Source organism: Pseudomonas sp. GW822-FHT03F04, assembly GCF_058801405.1.
Map to the genome: position 1 here is coordinate 460,805 of NZ_JBXANF010000006.1, position 17,140 is coordinate 477,944.

The window sequence follows — 17,140 nt, forward strand, 5'->3', positions numbered from 1 at the left end:
AATCGATCTACAGCCTTGAAGACCTGTTGCACCTGATGAATCGCCTGCGCGACCCGCAGTTCGGTTGCCCGTGGGACATCAAGCAGACTTACGCGACCATCGTCCCGCACACCCTCGAGGAAGCCTACGAAGTCGCCGACGCCATCGAGCGCGGCGACTTCGATCACTTGCAGGGCGAGTTGGGCGATCTGCTGTTTCAGGTGGTGTATTACAGCCAGCTGGCGCGGGAAGAAGGGCGGTTCGAGTTTGCCGGTGTGGTCGACAGCATCACCCGCAAGTTGATTCGTCGTCACCCGCATGTATTCCCCACTGGCGATCTGTATGCGCCGCTGGACGTGCCGCGCCTGAGCGAAGAGCAGGTCAAGCAGCGCTGGGAGGAGATCAAGGCCGAAGAACGCGCCGAGAAATCCACCGCGCCGCAGCAACTGTCATTGCTTGACGATGTGCCCGCCGCGTTGCCGGCATTGTCCCGCTCGGCCAAGTTGCAGAAGCGCGCCGGGCAGGTCGGTTTCGACTGGCCGGACGCGTTGCCGGTGCTGGACAAGGTGCGCGAAGAGCTTGATGAAGTGCTCGAAGCCATGTCCGAGAATGACCCGCAAGCGGTGGCCGACGAGATCGGCGACCTGCTGTTTTCCGTGGTCAATCTGGCCCGGCATCTGAAGGTCGATCCGGAAACCGCGCTGCGTGGCGCCAATGGCAAGTTCGAAAGACGTTTCCGATTTATCGAACAGGCATTGCGCGACACCCACCGACCCATAGAAGATTGCACCCTCGAAGAGTTGGACGCCCTGTGGGGTGAAGCCAAACGTCAGGAAAAGAATTTGCCCAGCTGCGGCTGAGCCGTTGCCCAAGTGAGTAAGCATCAATGAGCCTTTCCCTTCGCGACCAGTTGCTCAAGGCAGGACTGGTCAACCAAAAGCAGGCCAAACAGGTCAGCAAAGACAAGCAGAAACAACAGCGTCTGGCCCACAAAGGCCAGATCGAACTGGACGACTCCCAGCAGCGCGCTGCCCAGGAAGCTCAGGCCGAGAAGGTCAAGCGCGACCAGGAGCTGAACCGTCAGCAGCAGGAGAAGGCCGAGGCCAAGGCCCGCGCCGCGCAGGTCAAGCAGTTGATCGAAGTCTCGCGTCTGCCGAAGCTGACCACCGAGGACTACTACAACTTCGTCGACGACAAGAAGGTCAAGCGCATCTCGGTCAACACGCTGATGCGCAACAAGCTCAGCAGCGGTTCGCTGGCGATCGTGCACCATGCCGGCGGCTACGAAGTGATTCCTCGTGAGGCGGCCCTGAAGATTCAGGAGCGCGATCCACAGCGCATCGTGCAGCTCAACGAGAAGGTTGAAGAGGTCAATGCCGAGGACGATCCGTACGCGGCTTATGTGATCCCTGATGATCTGATGTGGTAAACGGGTCCCGCCGGGCTGTGAAGCTGCGCTGAAACGCCCAATAACGACAAACCCCGCTCATGGCGGGGTTTGTCGTTTTCAATGCTGTGGTTTGATTCAGGCAGAGCGTTGGTCACGTTGCCGTTCGAGCAGTTCCAGTTCGGCCTTGTAGTTGTGGGCGTCGATCTCGTTGTGGAACATGCCGACCAGCAAGTCTTGTTGATGCACATCCCAGATCCGTACACCGGCGGCTACGCCTTCATGGGACATGTGTGAATCGTCGCGTTCAGTTACTTTTACAGTCATCTGCTAGCTCCAATCTCTGTTATCTGCAGCAAGGCGTGTGCAGGCCTCTGTTATAGAATTTGTTAGCCTGCTAAGTAAATGCTCGATTCGTGCAATGTATCCTTGCGAAATCTGCAACAGTCCTGGAGCCCGCCAAATACGCGACATTCGGTCGCAGGGCAGTAAGTTGCATGACAGAAGTTTCATCTTGGTGCTGCTGAAAAAGCGCTTTTCTCCAGGCGAAAAAAAAACGCCCCGAACCAGTCGGGGCGTTTTCATGTGCGGCTCAGCAGGAAGGAATTACTTGCCTTCCCAGCGCTTCAGCACGAGGGTGGCGTTGGTGCCACCGAAGCCGAAGCTGTTGCTCATCACGGTGTTGATGGTGGCGTTTTCGCGGGTCTTGGTCAGCACCGGCAGATCGGCCACTTCAGGGTCCAGTTCGTCGATGTTGGCGGAACCGGCGATGAAGTTGCCTTCCATCATCAGCATGCAGTAGATCGCTTCGTGAACGCCGGCGGCGCCCAGGGAGTGACCCGACAGGCTCTTGGTGGAGCTGATGGCCGGGGCCTTGTCGCCGAACACTTCACGCACACCTTTCATTTCCGCGACGTCACCGACCGGAGTCGAGGTGCCGTGGGTGTTCAGGTAGTCGATCGGGGTGTCGACGGTGGACATTGCCATCTGCATGCAGCGGATGGCGCCTTCGCCGCTTGGAGCCACCATGTCGTAGCCGTCGGACGTCGCGCCGTAGCCAACGATTTCCGCGTAGATCTTCGCGCCACGGGCCAGAGCGTGCTCCAGCTCCTCGACCACGACCATGCCGCCACCGCCAGCGATGACGAAACCGTCACGGTCGGCGTCGTAGGCACGGGAGGCTTTTTCCGGGGTGTCGTTGCGCTTGCTGGACAGGGCGCCCATTGCGTCGAACAGGAACGACTGGCTCCAGTGCTCCTCTTCACCGCCACCGGCGAACACGATGTCCTGCTTGCCCATCTGGATCTGTTCCATGGCGGTACCGATGCAGTGAGCACTGGTGGCGCAGGCAGAAGCGATGGAGTAGTTCAGGCCCTTGATCTTGAACGGAGTGGCCAGGCACGCCGAAACGGTGCTGCTCATGGTCCGCGTGACGCGGTATGGGCCGACGCGCTTGACGCCTTTCTCGCGCAGGATGTCCAGCGCTTCCATCTGGTTCAGGGTCGACGCACCACCGGAACCTGCGATCAGGCCGGTACGCGGGTTGGACACCTGCTCTTCGGTCAGGCCGGAGTCGGTGATGGCGTCTTTCATGGCCAGGTAGGCGTAAGCCGCTGCGTGGCCGACGAAGCGATAGATCTTGCGATCGATCAGTTCTTCAAGGTTGAGGTCGATGGAGCCGGAAACCTGGCTACGCAGACCCATTTCGGCATATTCCGGGTTGAACCGGATGCCAGGGCGGCTTGCACGCAGGTTAGCGGAGACGGTCTCTTTGTCATTGCCCAGGCACGAAACAATGCCCAGACCAGTGATAACGACGCGGCGCATGCGAATAACCCTTAGAAGTTGTCAGTGGAGGTGAACACGCCGACGCGAAGGCCTTCGGCGGTGTAGATTTCGCGACCGTCGACAGTCACCGAACCGTCGGCGATGGCCAGGTTCAGCTTGCCTTTGAGGACGCGCTTGATATGAATGTTGTAGGTGACTTTCTTGGCGGTCGGCAGGACCTGGCCGAAGAATTTCACTTCGCCCGAACCCAGCGCACGGCCGCGGCCCGGCAGACCTTGCCAGCCCAGGAAGAAGCCGACCAGTTGCCACATGGCGTCCAGACCCAGGCAGCCCGGCATCACCGGATCACCCTCGAAGTGGCAAGCGAAGAACCACAGGTCAGGGTTGATATCCAGCTCGGCGACCAATTCACCTTTGCCGTACTTGCCGCCTTCTTCGCTGATCAGGGTGATGCGATCCACCATCAGCATGTTCGGGGCGGGCAGTTGCGCGTTACCTGGGCCGAACAGCTCACCGCGACTGCAGCGCAGCAGGTCTTCCCGAGTAAAGGCGTTTTGTTTGGTCATGCGAGCTCCTCAATAATCCCATGCGGCAGGTGGGGCAAATCTTCCCGACCGATCGACGCGTTCATGCCTCGAACCGGCAGCCTACTCATAGACTATTGCGTTGTGGTGAAAGTCACAGCACCAAGGACATGAATGTACACTTGTGCACTGAAATTTTTATTCAAGCCCCTTTTGAGGCTCGTTCGGGTGCCTAAGACTGCCGCACTTTCGCTTTTCACGCCAGTCGCAGATGCTCGAAAGGGCCTCCCTACTGCACCCAGCGCTGCAGAATCTGCTGCAGGTCATTACGTTTGAACGGCTTGGCCAGGTAATCATTCATTCCCGCCGACAGGCAGTTTTCGCGGTCGCCCTGCAACGCGTTGGCGGTCAGGGCGATGATCGGTACATGACCGCAGCCGGGCAGGCGGCGGATCTGTCGGGTCGCCTCGTAACCGTCGATGATCGGCAAGCGGCAATCCATCAGGATAGCTTCGTAACGACTGCCCCCGGCACTGCGCACGGCCTGCATACCGTCGGTGGCGACGCTCACAGTGAAGCCCAGACTGCGCAACATTGCCTCGATCACGGTCTGGTTGACCGGATTGTCTTCCACCAGCAAGACATTGCGACCTTCGCCGTGCGCATTGCCATCGATTGCACGCGGCGCTGCCAGTGCAGGCAATGCCTGCTTATATAGAGCCAACGGAATTTCCAGGGTAAACACCGAGCCGCGACCTTCTTCGCTTTGCGCGCGCAAGGTGCCGCCCATTCGCTCGGCCAGGGTGCGTGCGATCGGCAAGCCCAGACCGGTTCCGCCATAACGACGCGAAATCGAGCTGTCGGCTTGCTGGAATGCGTTGAACATCAATTCCAGGCTTTCCGAAGAAATCCCGATGCCGCTGTCGCGCACCGAGCAGGTGAACCACAGCAATTCGTGATCCAGCGACTGCCACTGGGCCTCGATGCTGACGCGCCCCTGCTCGGTGAACTTCAGCGCATTGCCCACCAGATTGACCAAAATCTGCCGGATCCGCGTCGGGTCGCCCTGCACCTGCAAGCCGCGCAGGTCTTCGGGGATCCGCAGTTGCAACTCCAGGCCGCGTTGCGCCGCACTGTGCTGGAACGACTGCGCGCACGCGCCGATCAGGTCGGCGAGGTTGAATGGAATGTGCTCCAGCTCCAGTTCCGAACGCTCGATGCGCGAGAAGTCCAGAATGTCGTTGATCACCTTGAGCAAGTGCTCGGTGGACTCGGAGGCCAGCGCCGCGTATTCGATCTGCTCCTCGGTCATTTCGGTGGTTTCGAGTAGTTGCAGCATGCCCAGTACACCATTCATCGGGGTGCGCAGTTCATGGCTCATCATTGCCAGAAAATCCGATTTGGCGTTGTTGGCCTTTTCCGCCTCTTCGCGGGTCTGGATCAGTTGCGCCATGGCCTGATGCTGTTCGCGGCTAGCCTGTTCCAGGGCCTGGGCCAGATTGTTGATGTGTTGCGAAAGGGCGCCCAACTCGGTGTCATCGACAATTGGCAGCGGGGTCTTGTAGTCACCGTCCTGAATCGCCTTGACCGCATCGCCGATATCGCGGATCGGCTGCGACAGGCTGCCGGCCAGTCGCCGCGCCAGGACAAAGGTGAAGAGCAGGGCGAACAGCGCCAGAATCCCGGCCTTGAGCAGGATTTCCTGTTGGCGCTGACTGAAGGCATCGTTGGACAGGCCGACGATCACCCGCCCCAGATAATCTTCGCTGGCGCCGCCGTTGCTGCTTTTGCCGTCCTGAAAGAAATCATTGTGCAAGGCAATCCGTTGCAGCCGCACCGGCGACTGGAACACTTCGACCTGATGCGGGCGTTTGTGCGTGTCGGACGGTTGTTCGACATACGCCAGAATGCGGTTGGCGCTGTCCTGTACTTCAAGAAAGCGTACGTTCGGCGTGGCCAGTGTGGCTTTGAGCAGGCTTTCCAGCACTTCGTTGTTGCCGGAAATCACCCCGTATTCGGTGGCGGGTGCGAGCTGGTTGGCGATCAGTTGGCCGGTGTGGTTCAGCTCCTGACGCAAATCCTGGATGCGCACGAAGGTGAAAAAGCTGATCAGCAGCAAGGTCAGCAACAGCGCAGGACCCAGGCTGATCAACTGGGTGCGGGTATTGATGTCCCAACGGCGGAAAATCATGGGCGGCGCTCTCCTTGGGCCAGCTCTTCGGCAACAGACGCTTCATTCATCGGTTCTATCCCTAATGAACGAGCCACCTGCGCATTGCTTGATACTTTAAAACGCTCGGGATAGAGCGCTCTCGGCCAGGTGGCCGGCGGGCGGTCGAGCAATTCGTCGAGCACCGCCAGCCAATCGCTCTGGTCGCTGTAAGTACTGGCGAGGCTGCCGGCGCGTACGAACGAGACGTTCGGGCCGATCAGCGCCAGTTGCCGCGAATAGCTGCTGAGCAGCAGGTTTTTCGCGGTTTTCGGGTTGTACAGGTCAGGATCGTCGAGACCCAGCAGCACATCGCTGTTTTTCAGCACGGTCTGCAACGGGCGACTGTCGTGGGTGTTGTCCCAGCGCTGCGGGACGATTTGCAGATTCAGCGGCTGGGCGGCCGATTGCAGCTCCTTGAGCAGGAACTCGCTGTGCTGATCGAACAGCACGCCGACTCGCTGAGCCTGGGGCAGGATCCGTCGGATCAGTTGTAACTGGCGACTCAGCGGCGGATCGCTCCACAGCAGACTCAAGTGGGGCGGTTGCGCAGTGCCGAAGCGTTGTCGGGCCTGCAAACGGCTGATGCGCAGAACCAACGTCGCCGGCCCCTGGGGTTCCTGCATGCGCCAGTCGAGGCTCGGCAGGTCCAGCAGAATCAGACGCAGGCTGGACGGCAGCTTGCCCGGCGCCGGCAGACTCGCCAGTGGCTGGAAATGTACGCGGTCGGTCGGGCGCAGTTCGCTCAGGGCCTGCACGAACGATTGCACGCCGGGGCTTTCCTCGGCGCCGGTCAGAAGAATGTCGGCCGCCTGCACCGCCACGCCGTGCAGCCAGGCTGTCAGGAACAGGCACAGCCCGGCCAGCCATTGGGCGGCCGTTGGCATCTTCCGCGACAGGGCGTAGCGCATCTAGAACTCCAGCTCGGCGCTGAAATACATCACCCGGCGTTCGTCGTAGTTGTTGTCGACGAAGGTGGTCGGCTCATTGTCCAGACGCTGTTGCAGCACCCCGGCCAGTTGCAGTTGGGTCTTGCCCAGCGGGATACGTTTGGCGATGCGCGTGTCGACCCGCTCGAAGCGATAGCCGTTGAGGGCGTTGTCACCGTAATAGAAGAGGGCGCTGTTCCAGCCCTGGCCCCAATCGCGCAGCCAACCGGCCGAGCCGCTGTTGCGCGCGGTGAACTGCTGGTCCAGCGGGTTGCTCGCCTCGGCGTCGACGTAGGCGTAAGTCAGGCGCAGCCGATCGGCCGCACTCAGGCGCCAATCCACCTGGGTCTCGGTGCCGCGAAAGCGCGAGTCATTGGCGTTGCTGGCGATGTACTGATTGTTGCGCAGCGGCTCGCTGATCATCCCGGTGATTTCGTCGTAGAACAGCTTCACGTCCAGCGCCAGGCCCCATTCAGGGAAAAAGCCGTTGTAGCCCAGCTCCCGCGAGCGCATGTGCTCCTGGTCCAGATCGCCGGGGCCCCGGGTCTTGACGAAGTAGCGGGCCGAAGACTGGCCGAAGGCGGACGGGCGCAGGTTGGTCACCTGATAACTCCAGTTGACGTTGTTCTCGAACATGTCCGGTGAACGGATCGCTTCCGAGTACACCGCACGCAGGCTGTGGCGCGGGTTGATCAGGTAATTGACGGCAAACCTGGGCGTCAGCGAACTGCCGATCAACTGGGTGTTTTCAAACATGGCGCCACCCTGCAACAGCCAGTGTTCGCTGGCGCGCCATTCCAGTTGGCCGAACGCACGCCACGTGGTGTCGTCCAGCGTTCCGTTGAAATAGGTCTCGGAATCGGCCCGGTCGTAACGATAGTTCAGGCCGCTGACCAGACGCAGACTGTCGGACAGGCTGAGGGTGTCCTGTAATTCCAGGTCATAGCGCGATTCCCGGGCGCTCTGGTCGATGTCGCCGCACAGAGTCCGGCCGGCGCCATTGCGCCATTGATCGAGCACTTGATTGGCCAAGGCCATTTCCGTGGGTGTGCCGGGTGCAGCACCGGGCCCGATGAAGCGGGTGATATTGCGCGCCAGTTGCTCGGTGTAGTTCGGGTTGAGTTGCCACAACTCCGTCAGCTGCGGGCTGAACGACACCTCGGCATCGCAGGCGCGCCAGGTCTGCTGACGGTCCCAGTGTTGCGCCGAGCCTTGTACATAAAGGCTGTGATCGGGGTTGATGTCCAGATTCCAGCGCACCGAACCGGCGTAATCCTTGGCGACCACGTCGGAATTGTTCCCGGCGGCGGTAATCCCCGAGAACACAGGGCGATAGGTGTAAGGCCGCTGGTTGGTCCCGTCCTTGGCGTTGAGCTGCCAGTCCACGCTCTGGTTGTCGCTGAGGGTCTGGCTGACCGCAAGGCTGAAGCGGTTCAAGCGGCGGCTGTCGCGGTAATCGGCGCCGGTGCGGTCGCTGTCGAAGCCGTCATCTTCCTGGCCGGACAGCGACAGACGCAGGTCGCCGCCATTCCAGCCTGTTCCCTGACTGGCATAGAAATCGTTGATGCCGCGTTGGCCACGGGTGATTTTCAACCGTGTGCCGTGGCTGTCCGCCGGGTTGCGAGTGATGATGTTGACCACCGCCATCAGCGCGTTGGCGCCATAGCTGACAGTGTTCGGGCCGCGAAAGACTTCGATGCGCTCGATGTCTTCCATGGCCACCGGAATGTCGCTCCAGTCCACCGTGGCCAGGCCGGCGCGGTACACCGAGCGGCCGTCGATCAGTACCTGCATGCGCCGTGCTTCGGTGGCGTTGGTGCCGTGATAGTTGACCACCGCCTGATTGCCGCTGATGTTGCCGACCATCATCCCCGGCACCAGGCGCAGCAGCTCGCTGATGTCCCGGGCGCCGCTGGCGTTGATCAGTTCGCTGTCGAGCACGGTCATGCTGCCGGGGACTTCCGCCGGGGACTGTTTCAGACGCGTTGCCGTGAGGATCTGGGGCAAGGCCTCGCTGTCGAGAAACAGGTCGTCCGCCAGCAACATCGGGCTGAACAGCAGCGCCAACAGCAGGGACGAACGCGGGGAGGGAGTGCCAGAAAACACGACGCAGCCTTGATAGCAAAGAATTGGCGCGCATGTTAACCGAGGACAGTGACTTTTCCAGTCACGTTGCGGGCATTTTCCTCGGTTTTATTGGTCTTCTTCCTACAAGTGCCGGTAATTGACGCCGGGGCTGTCCGAGAAGGGGCCGCTCCGTATAATGCCCGCATCGCCACTGGTATGGATTAACGGATTACATATGACTGAACAGCGCCCGATTGCGGTCCTGGGAGGCGGAAGTTTCGGTACCGCCGTGGCCAATCTGTTGGCCGAGAACGGCCATCAAGTCCGGCAGTGGATGCGTGACCCCGAACAGGCCGAGGCCATCCGGGTCAATCGCGAGAACCCGCGTTACCTCAAAGGCATCAAGATTCTGCCCGGCGTGACGGCGGTCACCGACCTGCAGGCAACCCTCGATGCCTGCGAATTGTGTTTCGTGGCGTTGCCGTCCAGCGCGCTGCGCACGGTATTGGCGGCTCATGCCGAGCGCCTGAGCGGCAAGATGCTGGTCAGCCTGACCAAAGGCATTGAAGCTCACACCTTCAAACTGATGAGCCAGATTCTCGAAGAGATCGCCCCGCAGGCGCGCATCGGCGTGCTGTCCGGGCCGAACCTGGCACGGGAAATCGCTGAACACGCGCTGACCGCCACGGTAGTCGCCAGCGAAGACGAAGAACTGTGCAAAGAAGTGCAGGCCGCGCTGCATGGCCGCACCTTTCGCGTCTACGCCAGTGCCGACCGTTTCGGCGTGGAACTGGGCGGCGCACTGAAAAACGTCTACGCGATCATCGCCGGCATGGCGGTGGCGCTGGAGATGGGCGAGAACACCAAGAGCATGTTGATCACTCGCGCCCTGGCCGAGATGACCCGGTTTGCGGTGAATCAGGGGGCTAACCCGATGACCTTCCTCGGTCTGGCCGGGGTCGGCGACCTGATCGTCACCTGCTCGTCGCCGAAAAGCCGCAACTATCAGGTCGGTTTCGCCCTCGGTCAGGGCTTGAGCCTCGACGAAGCGGTGTCGCGTCTCGGTGAAGTCGCTGAAGGGGTCAACACCCTGAAAGTGCTCAAGGCCAAGGCCCAGGAGGTCGGCGTGTACATGCCGCTGGTCGCCGGGCTCCACGCGATCCTGTTCGAAGGGCGCACGCTGGATCAGGTGATCGGCCTGTTGATGCGCGCCGAGCCGAAGACCGACGTCGACTTCATTTCCACCAGTGGTTTCAACTGATTGCTTTTTATTTCAGGGCAAGGGAGCTAGACATGAACGATCCGAAAACCGAAGCCAAGTACGAATCCATCCTGCTGCGGGTGTTGTGGATGATCGTTTACATCGTGGTCTGGCAGGTGGCGCAGTTCATCCTCGGCGCGGTGGTGCTGGTGCAGCTTGTGTATAGACTGATCTATGGCGCTCCAAGCGCCGGTCTGATGAATTTCGGCGACAGCCTGAGCCAGTTCCTGGCCCAGATCGGCCGGTTCGGCAGTTTCCACAGCGACCAGAAGCCCTGGCCGTTCGCCGACTGGCCGGCGCCGCGTACCCCGGAAGGTGAAGCGCCACACGTTGTTGCGCCAGCACCGCATCCGGCCCGGGATGAGGAACCCAAGCTATGAAACTCTGGGTATTGCGTCACGGTGAGGCCGAGCCCTATGGCTCGCGCCCCGATTCGGAGCGGGAACTGACCGCTCACGGTCGCAAGGAAGTGCTCAGCAGCGCCGCCCGGTTGATGGGCCAGCCACTGACGGCCATCTACGCCAGCCCGTACTTGCGGGCGCAGCAGACCGCGCAACTGGTGCGCGAGGCGTTGGGTTTCGAGCCGGAGATCCGCACGGTCGAATGGCTGACGCCAGAGGTCGATCCGGATCGTGTCGCCGAGCAACTGGTGTCGGTGAGCAATGTGCTGCTGGTCAGCCACAATCCGCTGGTCGGGCATCTGCTCAGCTACCTGCAACACGGCGCCGGCTATCCGCCGGAAAAGGTCAGCACCGCCGGGCTCGCCGAGCTCGAACACAGCGAGTTGTTGATCGGGTCGATGACGCTGAACAGCCTCAAGCATCCGTGAAATTTTTTGTATGAAATAGTCAACCAAGCACTTGCTTGGTTGGCTACGCTTGCTCCATCCCAAAAAGAAAGGAGCGAGTCGCATGTCTGCTGCTTTTCGATTGCCGCTGGACGTGTTCTACGAGCGCGAGGTCCGGCACCCGCGCCAACGCTTCCTGGTGCAGCCCATCGGCGGTGGGCAGGTCGAAACGCTGACCTGGGCCGACGTCGGCCATCAGGCCCGCTGTGCCGCGCACTGGCTGCGCTCCCGGGAGTTGCCCCAAGGCAGCCACATCGCGCTGATTTCGAAAAACTGTGCCCACTGGATCATCGCCGACCTGGCGATCTGGATGGCCGGACACGTTTCGGTGCCGCTCTATCCCAATCTCACTGCCGACTCGGTCAATCAGGTTCTCACCCATTCCGAAAGCGTGCTGGCGTTCATCGGCAAACTGGATGACTGGCCGGGGATGTCGACCGGTGTGCCGGTGGGTTTGCCGACCATCAGCCTGCCGCTGCACCCGCCAGGCACGTTCGATTTCAACTGGGACGACCTGCAACGCAGCTCACCGATCCAGGACGATCCGCGACCCGCCGCCGATCAACTGGCGACCATCATCTACACCTCCGGCACCACCGGCCTGCCCAAGGGTGTGATGCACAGTTTCGCCAATCTCGGTTTCGCCACCACCCGTGGCACGCAGTTGTTCGGCCTCAATGAAAACGATCGTCTGCTGTCCTATCTGCCGCTGTGTCATGTGGCCGAACGGATGTTCGTCGAACTGGCGTCGATCTATACCGGGCAGACGGTGTTCTTTGCCGAGAGCCTCGATACCTTTCTCACCGATCTGAAACGCGCGAGGCCCACGGCGATGTTCGGTGTGCCAAGAATCTGGACCAAACTCCAGATGGGCGTGTACGCGAAGATCCCCGCCAAACGCCTGGATTTCCTGCTCGGTTTGCCTTTCATCGGCAAGCGGGGCGGGCACAAAGTCCTTGCCGGGCTGGGGCTGGATGCCTTGCGTGTGGCCTTGTCCGGTGCCGCGCCGGTGCCGCAGGCCTTGCTCGACTGGTATCAGAAACTCGGGCTGGATGTGCTGGAGGTCTACGGCATGACCGAGAGCTGCGGCTATTCGCACATCTGCCTGCCGGGTCAGTACAAGCAGGGTTGGATCGGCCAGCCTTGCCCTGACGTCGAAGTGCGGATCGACGAAACTGGCGAAGTGCAGGTGCGCAGCCAGGCCAACATGCTCGGCTATTTCAAGGAACCGCAGAAAACCGCCGAGACGCTGACCGCCGACGGTTTCCTGCGTACCGGTGACAAGGGCGAGCAGGACGCCGAAGGCCGTTTGCGCCTGACCGGGCGGCTCAAGGAAATCTTCAAGACCAGCAAAGGCAAATACGTCGCCCCGGCCCCGATCGAAAACCGCCTCGCCGTGCATACGCGGATCGAGCAGGTCTGCGTGGTCGGCGATGGTTTGAGTGCACCGCTGGGGCTGTGTGTGCTTTCGGCCGCCGGCCACGAGGAAGCGCGACCGCAAATGCATTCGAGCCTGGAAAAGTTGCTGGAGGAGGTCAACGGTGCCCTCGACAAGCACGAGCGCCTGCGGCGTCTGGTGGTGGTCAAGGACAGCTGGGCGGTGGAAAACGGCTTTCTCACGCCGACCCTGAAGATCAAGCGCAACGTCATCGAAGACACCTACGGCGCACGCTTCGAAGAATGGAGCGAGCGCAGCGAGGCGGTGCTGTGGCAGGATTGAGTGACGATCAAAACAACAAAGGAAGCCTGCGATGACCTTGTGGCGCACCACTCCCAACATCGAGCAGTTGAACGCAATCCAGAAAAACACCATCGGCGAAGTGCTGGACATCCGTTTCGAGTCCTTCGACGAAGAGTCCCTGACCGCCAGCATGGTGATCGACCATCGCACCCACCAGCCTTATGGCCTGCTGCACGGCGGTGCGTCGGTGGTGCTGGCCGAAACCGTCGGCTCGATGGCCAGTTACCTGTGCATCGATGCCAGCAAGTTCTATTGCGTGGGCCTGGAGATCAACGCCAACCATCTGCGCGGCCTGCGCAGTGGACGGGTAACGGCGGTGGCCAAGCCGATTCACATCGGCCGCACGACCCACGTCTGGGACATCCGCCTGACCAGCGATGAAGGCAAGGCCAGTTGCGTGTCGCGGCTGACCATGGCGGTGGTGCCGCTGGGCGAACAGCCGCCGGCACGCTGACCGATCCGTCATAGCCCTGACCGGACTGTCATCATTCCTGGCAGTTACGGTCATTGCTGTGAAGCGCGGTCTTACGGACAATCAACGCCACGTTTACCGCCCATGGATTTGCCCGTATGTCGCAACCGATCTTCTTCGCCCACGCTAACGGTTTCCCTTCCGGTACCTACGGCAAGCTGTTCTCGGCGCTGGCGCCCGAGTTCCGGGTGACGCATCTGGAGCAGCATGCCCACGACCCGCGTTTTCCGGCAGGTGACAACTGGTACCACCTGGTCGACGAGCTGATTCATCACCTGCAACAACAGGATGAGCCGGTGTGGGGCGTTGGCCATTCCTTCGGCGGAATGCTGCATCTGCACGCCGCGCTGCGTTGCCCTGAACTGTATCGCGGGGTGGTGATGCTCGACTCGCCGGTGCTGACCCGCACCGATCGCTGGGTGATCCGCGCTGCCAAGCGCTTTGGCTTTATCGACAGACTAACCCCGGCCGGGCGTACGTTGGGACGACGCGAAGAGTTCGCCGATCTCGACAGTGCCCGCAGCTATTTTGCCGGCAAGACCCTGTTCCGCGGGTTCGATCCCGAGTGCTTCGACGCCTACCTGCAACACGGTCTGCACAAGGTTGGCGACAAATTGCGCCTGCGCTTCGATCCGGCCACCGAGATCAGTATTTATCGCGGTGTGCCGCACACCAGTCCCGGGCGTACCCGCCAGCTCCAGGTGCCGCTGGCAGTGGTGCGCGGGCACAAGAGCCGCGTGGTGATGAACCATCACACCCGCTTCGTCGGCCGTCTGCCTCAGGGCGAGTCGTTGACCGTGCCCGGCGGCCACATGTTTCCGCTCGAACGCCCGCAGGACACCGCGCAACTGCTGAAAAAACTGTTCACTCGCTGGGAAAACCGCCAGCACAAGGATTGCGCATGAGCCCGGCGGTCGAAGAGGTGCGCCTGAGCCTGCCGCATATCGAACTGGCGGCGCATCTTTTCGGCCCTGAAGACGGGTTGCCGGTGATTGCCCTGCATGGCTGGCTGGACAACGCCAACAGCTTCGCCCGTCTGGCGCCGAAACTGAAAGGCTTGCGCATCGTGGCGCTGGACATGGCCGGCCACGGTCACTCGGGACATCGTCCGGTTGGAGCGGGTTATGCGTTGTGGGATTACGCCCATGACGTGCTGCAAGTCGCCGAACAACTGGGCTGGCAGCGCTTCGGCCTGCTCGGGCATTCGCTGGGGGCGATTGTTTCGCTGGTGCTGGCAGGCTCGTTGCCGGAGCGCATCACCCACCTGGCGTTGATCGACGGGGTGATTCCTCCGACGGACAAAGGCGAAAACGCTGCCGAACGCATGGGCATGGCCCTGCAGGCGCAGCTCGATCTTCGGGAAAAACGCAAACCGGTCTACAACACCCTCGACCGGGCTATCGAAGCACGCATGAAAGGTCTGGTGGCGGTCAGTCGTGAAGCCGCCGAACTGCTGGCGCAACGAGGCCTGATGCCAGTGCCCGGCGGTTACACCTGGCGAAGCGACAATCGTCTGACCCTGCCATCGCCATTGCGTCTGACTCAGGAACAGGCGATGGCCTTCATCCAGCGCATCGCCTGTCCTACGCAATTGGTGGTGGCGGCCGACGGCATGCTGGCCAAACATCCCGAGCTGCTGGAGCGTCTACCCTTTAACCGGGAACAGCTGCCAGGCGGGCACCATCTGCACCTGAATGACGAGTCGGGTGCGGTTCTTGTCGCAGACTGTTTCAATCGGTTCTTCGCCATTCCTTGACTTGCCCCGGGCAACTGTCGAGGCTGGGCGGGTTGAAATGGGAGACAACCACAATGGATTTCTACACCGCTGCGAACCCGAATAGCCAGAAAGGCGCCCCGGCCATGCCGATCCGATGAGCCTGTCCATGCGATCTTTCAGTCTGCTGGCGCTGTGCTGTTTCAGTCCCGTGTTGCTCGCTGCCGACCTGCCGGGCAGTCAGGATCTGCCGATCGTGCCGCGTCTGGCCGATGCGCAGATCGTCGACTATCGCCCTCCCGTGGAACTGGAGCGGATTTACCCGATGGGCTCGATCCGCAAGATCAGCGGCCAGTTGCGTTTCGACGGCCAGGTCGGCGCCCGCGGGCAAACCACCTCGGTCACCTACGAGTTACCGCCCGAACATTCCGCCAATGAAGCGTTCACCGTCGCCCGTGAGGCCCTGCAAAAACAGGACGCCGAGCTGTTGTTCTGGTGTCAGGCCCGGGATTGTGGCGAAAGCAGCCTGTGGGCCAATGAAGTGTTCGGCAACGCCAAGCTGTACGGCGCCGACGAGCAGCAGGCCTATCTGCTGCTGAGGCTGGCGGCGCCTCGTGACAACACGCTGGTGGCGCTGTACAGCATCACTCGCGGCAATCGCAAAGCGTATCTGCACGTCGAACAGTTTGAAGCCGCCACGCCATTGGGTGATCTGCTGCCGACGTCTGCGACCCTGTTGCGACAGTTGAAAGACACCGGTGAGCTGAAGTTGCCGAAACTGACCGGCGATCCCGACGACACCTGGCTGCGTCTGCTGTCCCGTGGCCTGAACCTCGACACCACGTTGCGGGTCACGGTCTCCGGGCCCAAGGCCGAGGCCTGGCGTCAGGCGTTGATCGTCCAGGGTGTGCGTGCGGCACGCATGGAGACCGCTAATGTCGAAGGTACCGGCCTGCGCATCGATCTGTTGCGATAAGGTGTCTCTGGCGGGCACGTTTGGCGTGTTCGCCTACTCTTTGCCTGACTGACTTTTTCGAGATTTCACATGCCCAATAATGATCGTCTGCTGGTGCAGATCCTGTTGCTGGTGTTGTTCGGCGCCAGTTTCTGGGTGATGGCGCCGTTCTGGTCGGCGCTGTTCTGGGGCGCGGTGCTGGCGTTCGCCAGTTGGCCGCTGATGCGCCTGCTGACCCGTTGGCTCGGCGGCCGCGAATCTCTGGCGGCAAGTATCCTGACCCTGGGCTGGATGGTGCTGGTGGCGGCACCGCTGGTATGGCTGGGGTTCAACCTGGCCGATCACGTGCGCGATGCCACGGTGTTCATCAAGGATGTGCAGGTCGATGGTCTGCCGGAAGCGCCGGCCTGGCTCGGCACGATTCCGCTGGTAGGGGAGCGGCTGGTCGGGTTCTGGAACAGTGTCGATCAGCAGGGCGCGGCGCTGATGGTGTCGATCAAGCCTTACCTGGGACAGGTCGGCAACTGGCTGCTGGCGCGCAGTGCGCAGATCGGCGGCGGGATTCTCGAGCTGACCCTGAGCATTGTCTTCGTGTTCTTTTTCTACCGTGACGGGCCGCGGCTGGCGGCGTTCGTGCACAGTCTGCTGGAGCGCTTGATCGGTGATCGCGCCGGGTACTACATCGAGTTGGTGGCCGGCACCGTGCAGCGGGTGGTGAACGGGGTGATCGGTACGGCGGCGGCGCAGGCCATTCTGGCGCTGATCGGCTTCCTGATTGCCGGGGTGCCGGGGGCTCTGGTGCTGGGGATCGTGACGTTCCTGCTCAGTCTGATTCCGATGGGGCCGCCGCTGGTGTGGATTCCGGCCACGGCGTGGTTGGCCTGGAAGGGTGAGTACGGGATGGCGGTGTTTCTCGGGATCTGGGGGACGTTCATCATCAGCGGCGTGGACAACGTGCTCAAGCCGTATCTGATCAGCCGTGGCGGGAATCTGCCGCTGGTGATTGTGTTGCTCGGGGTGTTTGGCGGGTTGATTGCGTTTGGGTTTATCGGGTTGTTTATCGGGCCTACGCTTTTGGCGGTTGCTTATAGTTTGTTGACGGATTGGAGCAAGAGTCAGGGGCGGGTTGAGGATCGGCGTTGACGGTGGGCCTTGGCGACCTTTGGGCCGGCCAGGCTCTGGGTTGTTTTGGGTGAATATCCGTTTCTTCGGTAACGGCGGCTTATGGTTTCGCCTTTACGGCGACTCACTTTTTTACAAGCGCCTA

At 61.3% G+C, this 17,140-nt stretch carries 17 protein-coding genes; 11 read left to right on the forward strand and 6 right to left on the reverse strand.

Features of this window, described 5'->3' with window-relative positions:
• Positions 1-5: 5 nt before the first annotated feature.
• Both mazG and AC1RMX_RS17165 read left to right on the forward strand, forming a co-directional pair.
• On the forward strand, positions 6-839 hold the full coding sequence (gene mazG / locus AC1RMX_RS17160; RefSeq protein ID WP_096818637.1) for a nucleoside triphosphate pyrophosphohydrolase: 834 nt from the start codon (positions 6-8) through the stop codon (positions 837-839).
• Between the two features lie 26 nt (positions 840-865).
• Entirely contained in the window at positions 866-1,408 is a 543-nt protein-coding gene (locus AC1RMX_RS17165; RefSeq protein ID WP_007957793.1) for a DUF2058 domain-containing protein, read from the forward strand.
• 96 nt (positions 1,409-1,504) lie between these two features.
• On the opposite strand, the gene AC1RMX_RS17170 is transcribed toward AC1RMX_RS17165, so the two are convergent.
• The 6 genes from AC1RMX_RS17170 to AC1RMX_RS17195 form a co-directional block, all read right to left on the reverse strand.
• Positions 1,505-1,693 carry a hypothetical protein gene (locus AC1RMX_RS17170; RefSeq protein ID WP_096818006.1) on the reverse strand — a complete coding sequence of 63 codons (189 nt, stop codon included), beginning with the start codon at positions 1,691-1,693 and terminating at the stop codon, positions 1,505-1,507.
• Positions 1,694-1,972: 279 nt separating this feature from the next.
• Entirely contained in the window at positions 1,973-3,193 is a 1,221-nt protein-coding gene (fabB, locus tag AC1RMX_RS17175; RefSeq protein WP_096818004.1) for a beta-ketoacyl-ACP synthase I, read from the reverse strand.
• Between the two features lie 11 nt (positions 3,194-3,204).
• Positions 3,205-3,720 carry a 3-hydroxyacyl-[acyl-carrier-protein] dehydratase FabA gene (gene fabA, locus AC1RMX_RS17180; RefSeq protein WP_003227150.1) on the reverse strand — a complete coding sequence of 172 codons (516 nt, stop codon included), beginning with the start codon at positions 3,718-3,720 and terminating at the stop codon, positions 3,205-3,207.
• A gap of 247 nt (positions 3,721-3,967) precedes the next feature.
• Positions 3,968-5,869, reverse strand: a complete 1,902-nt coding sequence (locus AC1RMX_RS17185) for an ATP-binding protein (protein WP_102620998.1) — start codon at positions 5,867-5,869, stop codon at positions 3,968-3,970.
• Positions 5,866-6,798, reverse strand: coding sequence for an ABC transporter substrate-binding protein (locus AC1RMX_RS17190; RefSeq protein WP_192558734.1), 933 nt, complete (start codon positions 6,796-6,798; stop codon positions 5,866-5,868). The genes AC1RMX_RS17185 and AC1RMX_RS17190 overlap by 4 nt, the downstream gene beginning before the upstream one ends.
• Positions 6,799-8,862 (reverse strand): TonB-dependent receptor plug domain-containing protein, encoded by a 2,064-nt coding sequence (locus AC1RMX_RS17195; protein WP_493072595.1) that lies wholly within the window; start codon positions 8,860-8,862, stop codon positions 6,799-6,801. It lies immediately after the preceding gene.
• A 256-nt stretch (positions 8,863-9,118) separates the two neighbouring features.
• Between AC1RMX_RS17195 and AC1RMX_RS17200 the strand changes: the two genes are divergently transcribed.
• The 9 genes from AC1RMX_RS17200 (at position 9,119) to AC1RMX_RS17240 (ending at position 17,016) form a co-directional block, all read left to right on the forward strand.
• Positions 9,119-10,144, forward strand: a complete 1,026-nt coding sequence (locus tag AC1RMX_RS17200) for an NAD(P)H-dependent glycerol-3-phosphate dehydrogenase (protein ID WP_096817996.1) — start codon at positions 9,119-9,121, stop codon at positions 10,142-10,144.
• Positions 10,145-10,176: 32 nt separating this feature from the next.
• Positions 10,177-10,524: a DUF4389 domain-containing protein gene (locus AC1RMX_RS17205; RefSeq protein ID WP_096817994.1), complete on the forward strand. Its 348-nt coding sequence runs from the start codon at positions 10,177-10,179 to the stop codon at positions 10,522-10,524.
• Positions 10,521-10,973, forward strand: coding sequence for a phosphohistidine phosphatase SixA (sixA, locus tag AC1RMX_RS17210; RefSeq protein WP_085710970.1), 453 nt, complete (start codon positions 10,521-10,523; stop codon positions 10,971-10,973). Before AC1RMX_RS17205 ends, sixA begins: the two co-directional genes overlap by 4 nt.
• Positions 10,974-11,055: 82 nt before the next feature.
• Positions 11,056-12,711 (forward strand): AMP-binding protein, encoded by a 1,656-nt coding sequence (locus AC1RMX_RS17215; protein WP_096817992.1) that lies wholly within the window; start codon positions 11,056-11,058, stop codon positions 12,709-12,711.
• Positions 12,712-12,742: 31 nt separating this feature from the next.
• Positions 12,743-13,186: a hotdog fold thioesterase gene (locus tag AC1RMX_RS17220; RefSeq protein ID WP_007957810.1), complete on the forward strand. Its 444-nt coding sequence runs from the start codon at positions 12,743-12,745 to the stop codon at positions 13,184-13,186.
• A 116-nt stretch (positions 13,187-13,302) separates the two neighbouring features.
• Positions 13,303-14,109: an alpha/beta fold hydrolase gene (locus AC1RMX_RS17225; protein ID WP_096817990.1), complete on the forward strand. Its 807-nt coding sequence runs from the start codon at positions 13,303-13,305 to the stop codon at positions 14,107-14,109.
• A complete protein-coding gene (locus AC1RMX_RS17230; protein ID WP_096817988.1) occupies positions 14,106-14,960 on the forward strand; it encodes an alpha/beta hydrolase in 855 nt (284 codons plus the stop codon). Before AC1RMX_RS17225 ends, AC1RMX_RS17230 begins: the two co-directional genes overlap by 4 nt.
• Positions 14,961-15,087: 127 nt before the next feature.
• On the forward strand, positions 15,088-15,894 hold the full coding sequence (locus AC1RMX_RS17235) for a DUF4892 domain-containing protein (RefSeq protein WP_096817986.1): 807 nt from the start codon (positions 15,088-15,090) through the stop codon (positions 15,892-15,894).
• A 69-nt stretch (positions 15,895-15,963) separates the two neighbouring features.
• The gene (locus AC1RMX_RS17240; RefSeq protein ID WP_096817984.1) at positions 15,964-17,016 is read left to right on the forward strand and encodes an AI-2E family transporter; all 1,053 of its coding nucleotides are present in this window, start codon (positions 15,964-15,966) and stop codon (positions 17,014-17,016) included.
• Positions 17,017-17,140: the final 124 nt, after the last annotated feature.

Excerpts from the sequence above, each read along its gene's own strand:
- AC1RMX_RS17165 (WP_007957793.1), top strand. The coding sequence starts at position 866 with ATGAGCCTTTCCCTTCGCGACCAGTTGCTCAAGGCAGGACTGGTCAAC.
- AC1RMX_RS17170 (WP_096818006.1), bottom strand. The coding sequence starts at position 1,693 with ATGACTGTAAAAGTAACTGAACGCGACGATTCACACATGTCCCATGAA.
- fabB (WP_096818004.1), bottom strand. The coding sequence starts at position 3,193 with ATGCGCCGCGTCGTTATCACTGGTCTGGGCATTGTTTCGTGCCTGGGC.
- fabA (WP_003227150.1), bottom strand. The coding sequence starts at position 3,720 with ATGACCAAACAAAACGCCTTTACTCGGGAAGACCTGCTGCGCTGCAGT.
- AC1RMX_RS17185 (WP_102620998.1), bottom strand. The coding sequence starts at position 5,869 with ATGATTTTCCGCCGTTGGGACATCAATACCCGCACCCAGTTGATCAGC.
- AC1RMX_RS17190 (WP_192558734.1), bottom strand. The coding sequence starts at position 6,798 with ATGCGCTACGCCCTGTCGCGGAAGATGCCAACGGCCGCCCAATGGCTG.
- AC1RMX_RS17195 (WP_493072595.1), bottom strand. The coding sequence starts at position 8,862 with ATGTTGCTGGCGGACGACCTGTTTCTCGACAGCGAGGCCTTGCCCCAG.
- AC1RMX_RS17200 (WP_096817996.1), top strand. The coding sequence starts at position 9,119 with ATGACTGAACAGCGCCCGATTGCGGTCCTGGGAGGCGGAAGTTTCGGT.
- AC1RMX_RS17205 (WP_096817994.1), top strand. The coding sequence starts at position 10,177 with ATGAACGATCCGAAAACCGAAGCCAAGTACGAATCCATCCTGCTGCGG.
- sixA (WP_085710970.1), top strand. The coding sequence starts at position 10,521 with ATGAAACTCTGGGTATTGCGTCACGGTGAGGCCGAGCCCTATGGCTCG.
- AC1RMX_RS17215 (WP_096817992.1), top strand. The coding sequence starts at position 11,056 with ATGTCTGCTGCTTTTCGATTGCCGCTGGACGTGTTCTACGAGCGCGAG.
- AC1RMX_RS17220 (WP_007957810.1), top strand. The coding sequence starts at position 12,743 with ATGACCTTGTGGCGCACCACTCCCAACATCGAGCAGTTGAACGCAATC.
- AC1RMX_RS17225 (WP_096817990.1), top strand. The coding sequence starts at position 13,303 with ATGTCGCAACCGATCTTCTTCGCCCACGCTAACGGTTTCCCTTCCGGT.
- AC1RMX_RS17230 (WP_096817988.1), top strand. The coding sequence starts at position 14,106 with ATGAGCCCGGCGGTCGAAGAGGTGCGCCTGAGCCTGCCGCATATCGAA.
- AC1RMX_RS17235 (WP_096817986.1), top strand. The coding sequence starts at position 15,088 with ATGCGATCTTTCAGTCTGCTGGCGCTGTGCTGTTTCAGTCCCGTGTTG.
- AC1RMX_RS17240 (WP_096817984.1), top strand. The coding sequence starts at position 15,964 with ATGCCCAATAATGATCGTCTGCTGGTGCAGATCCTGTTGCTGGTGTTG.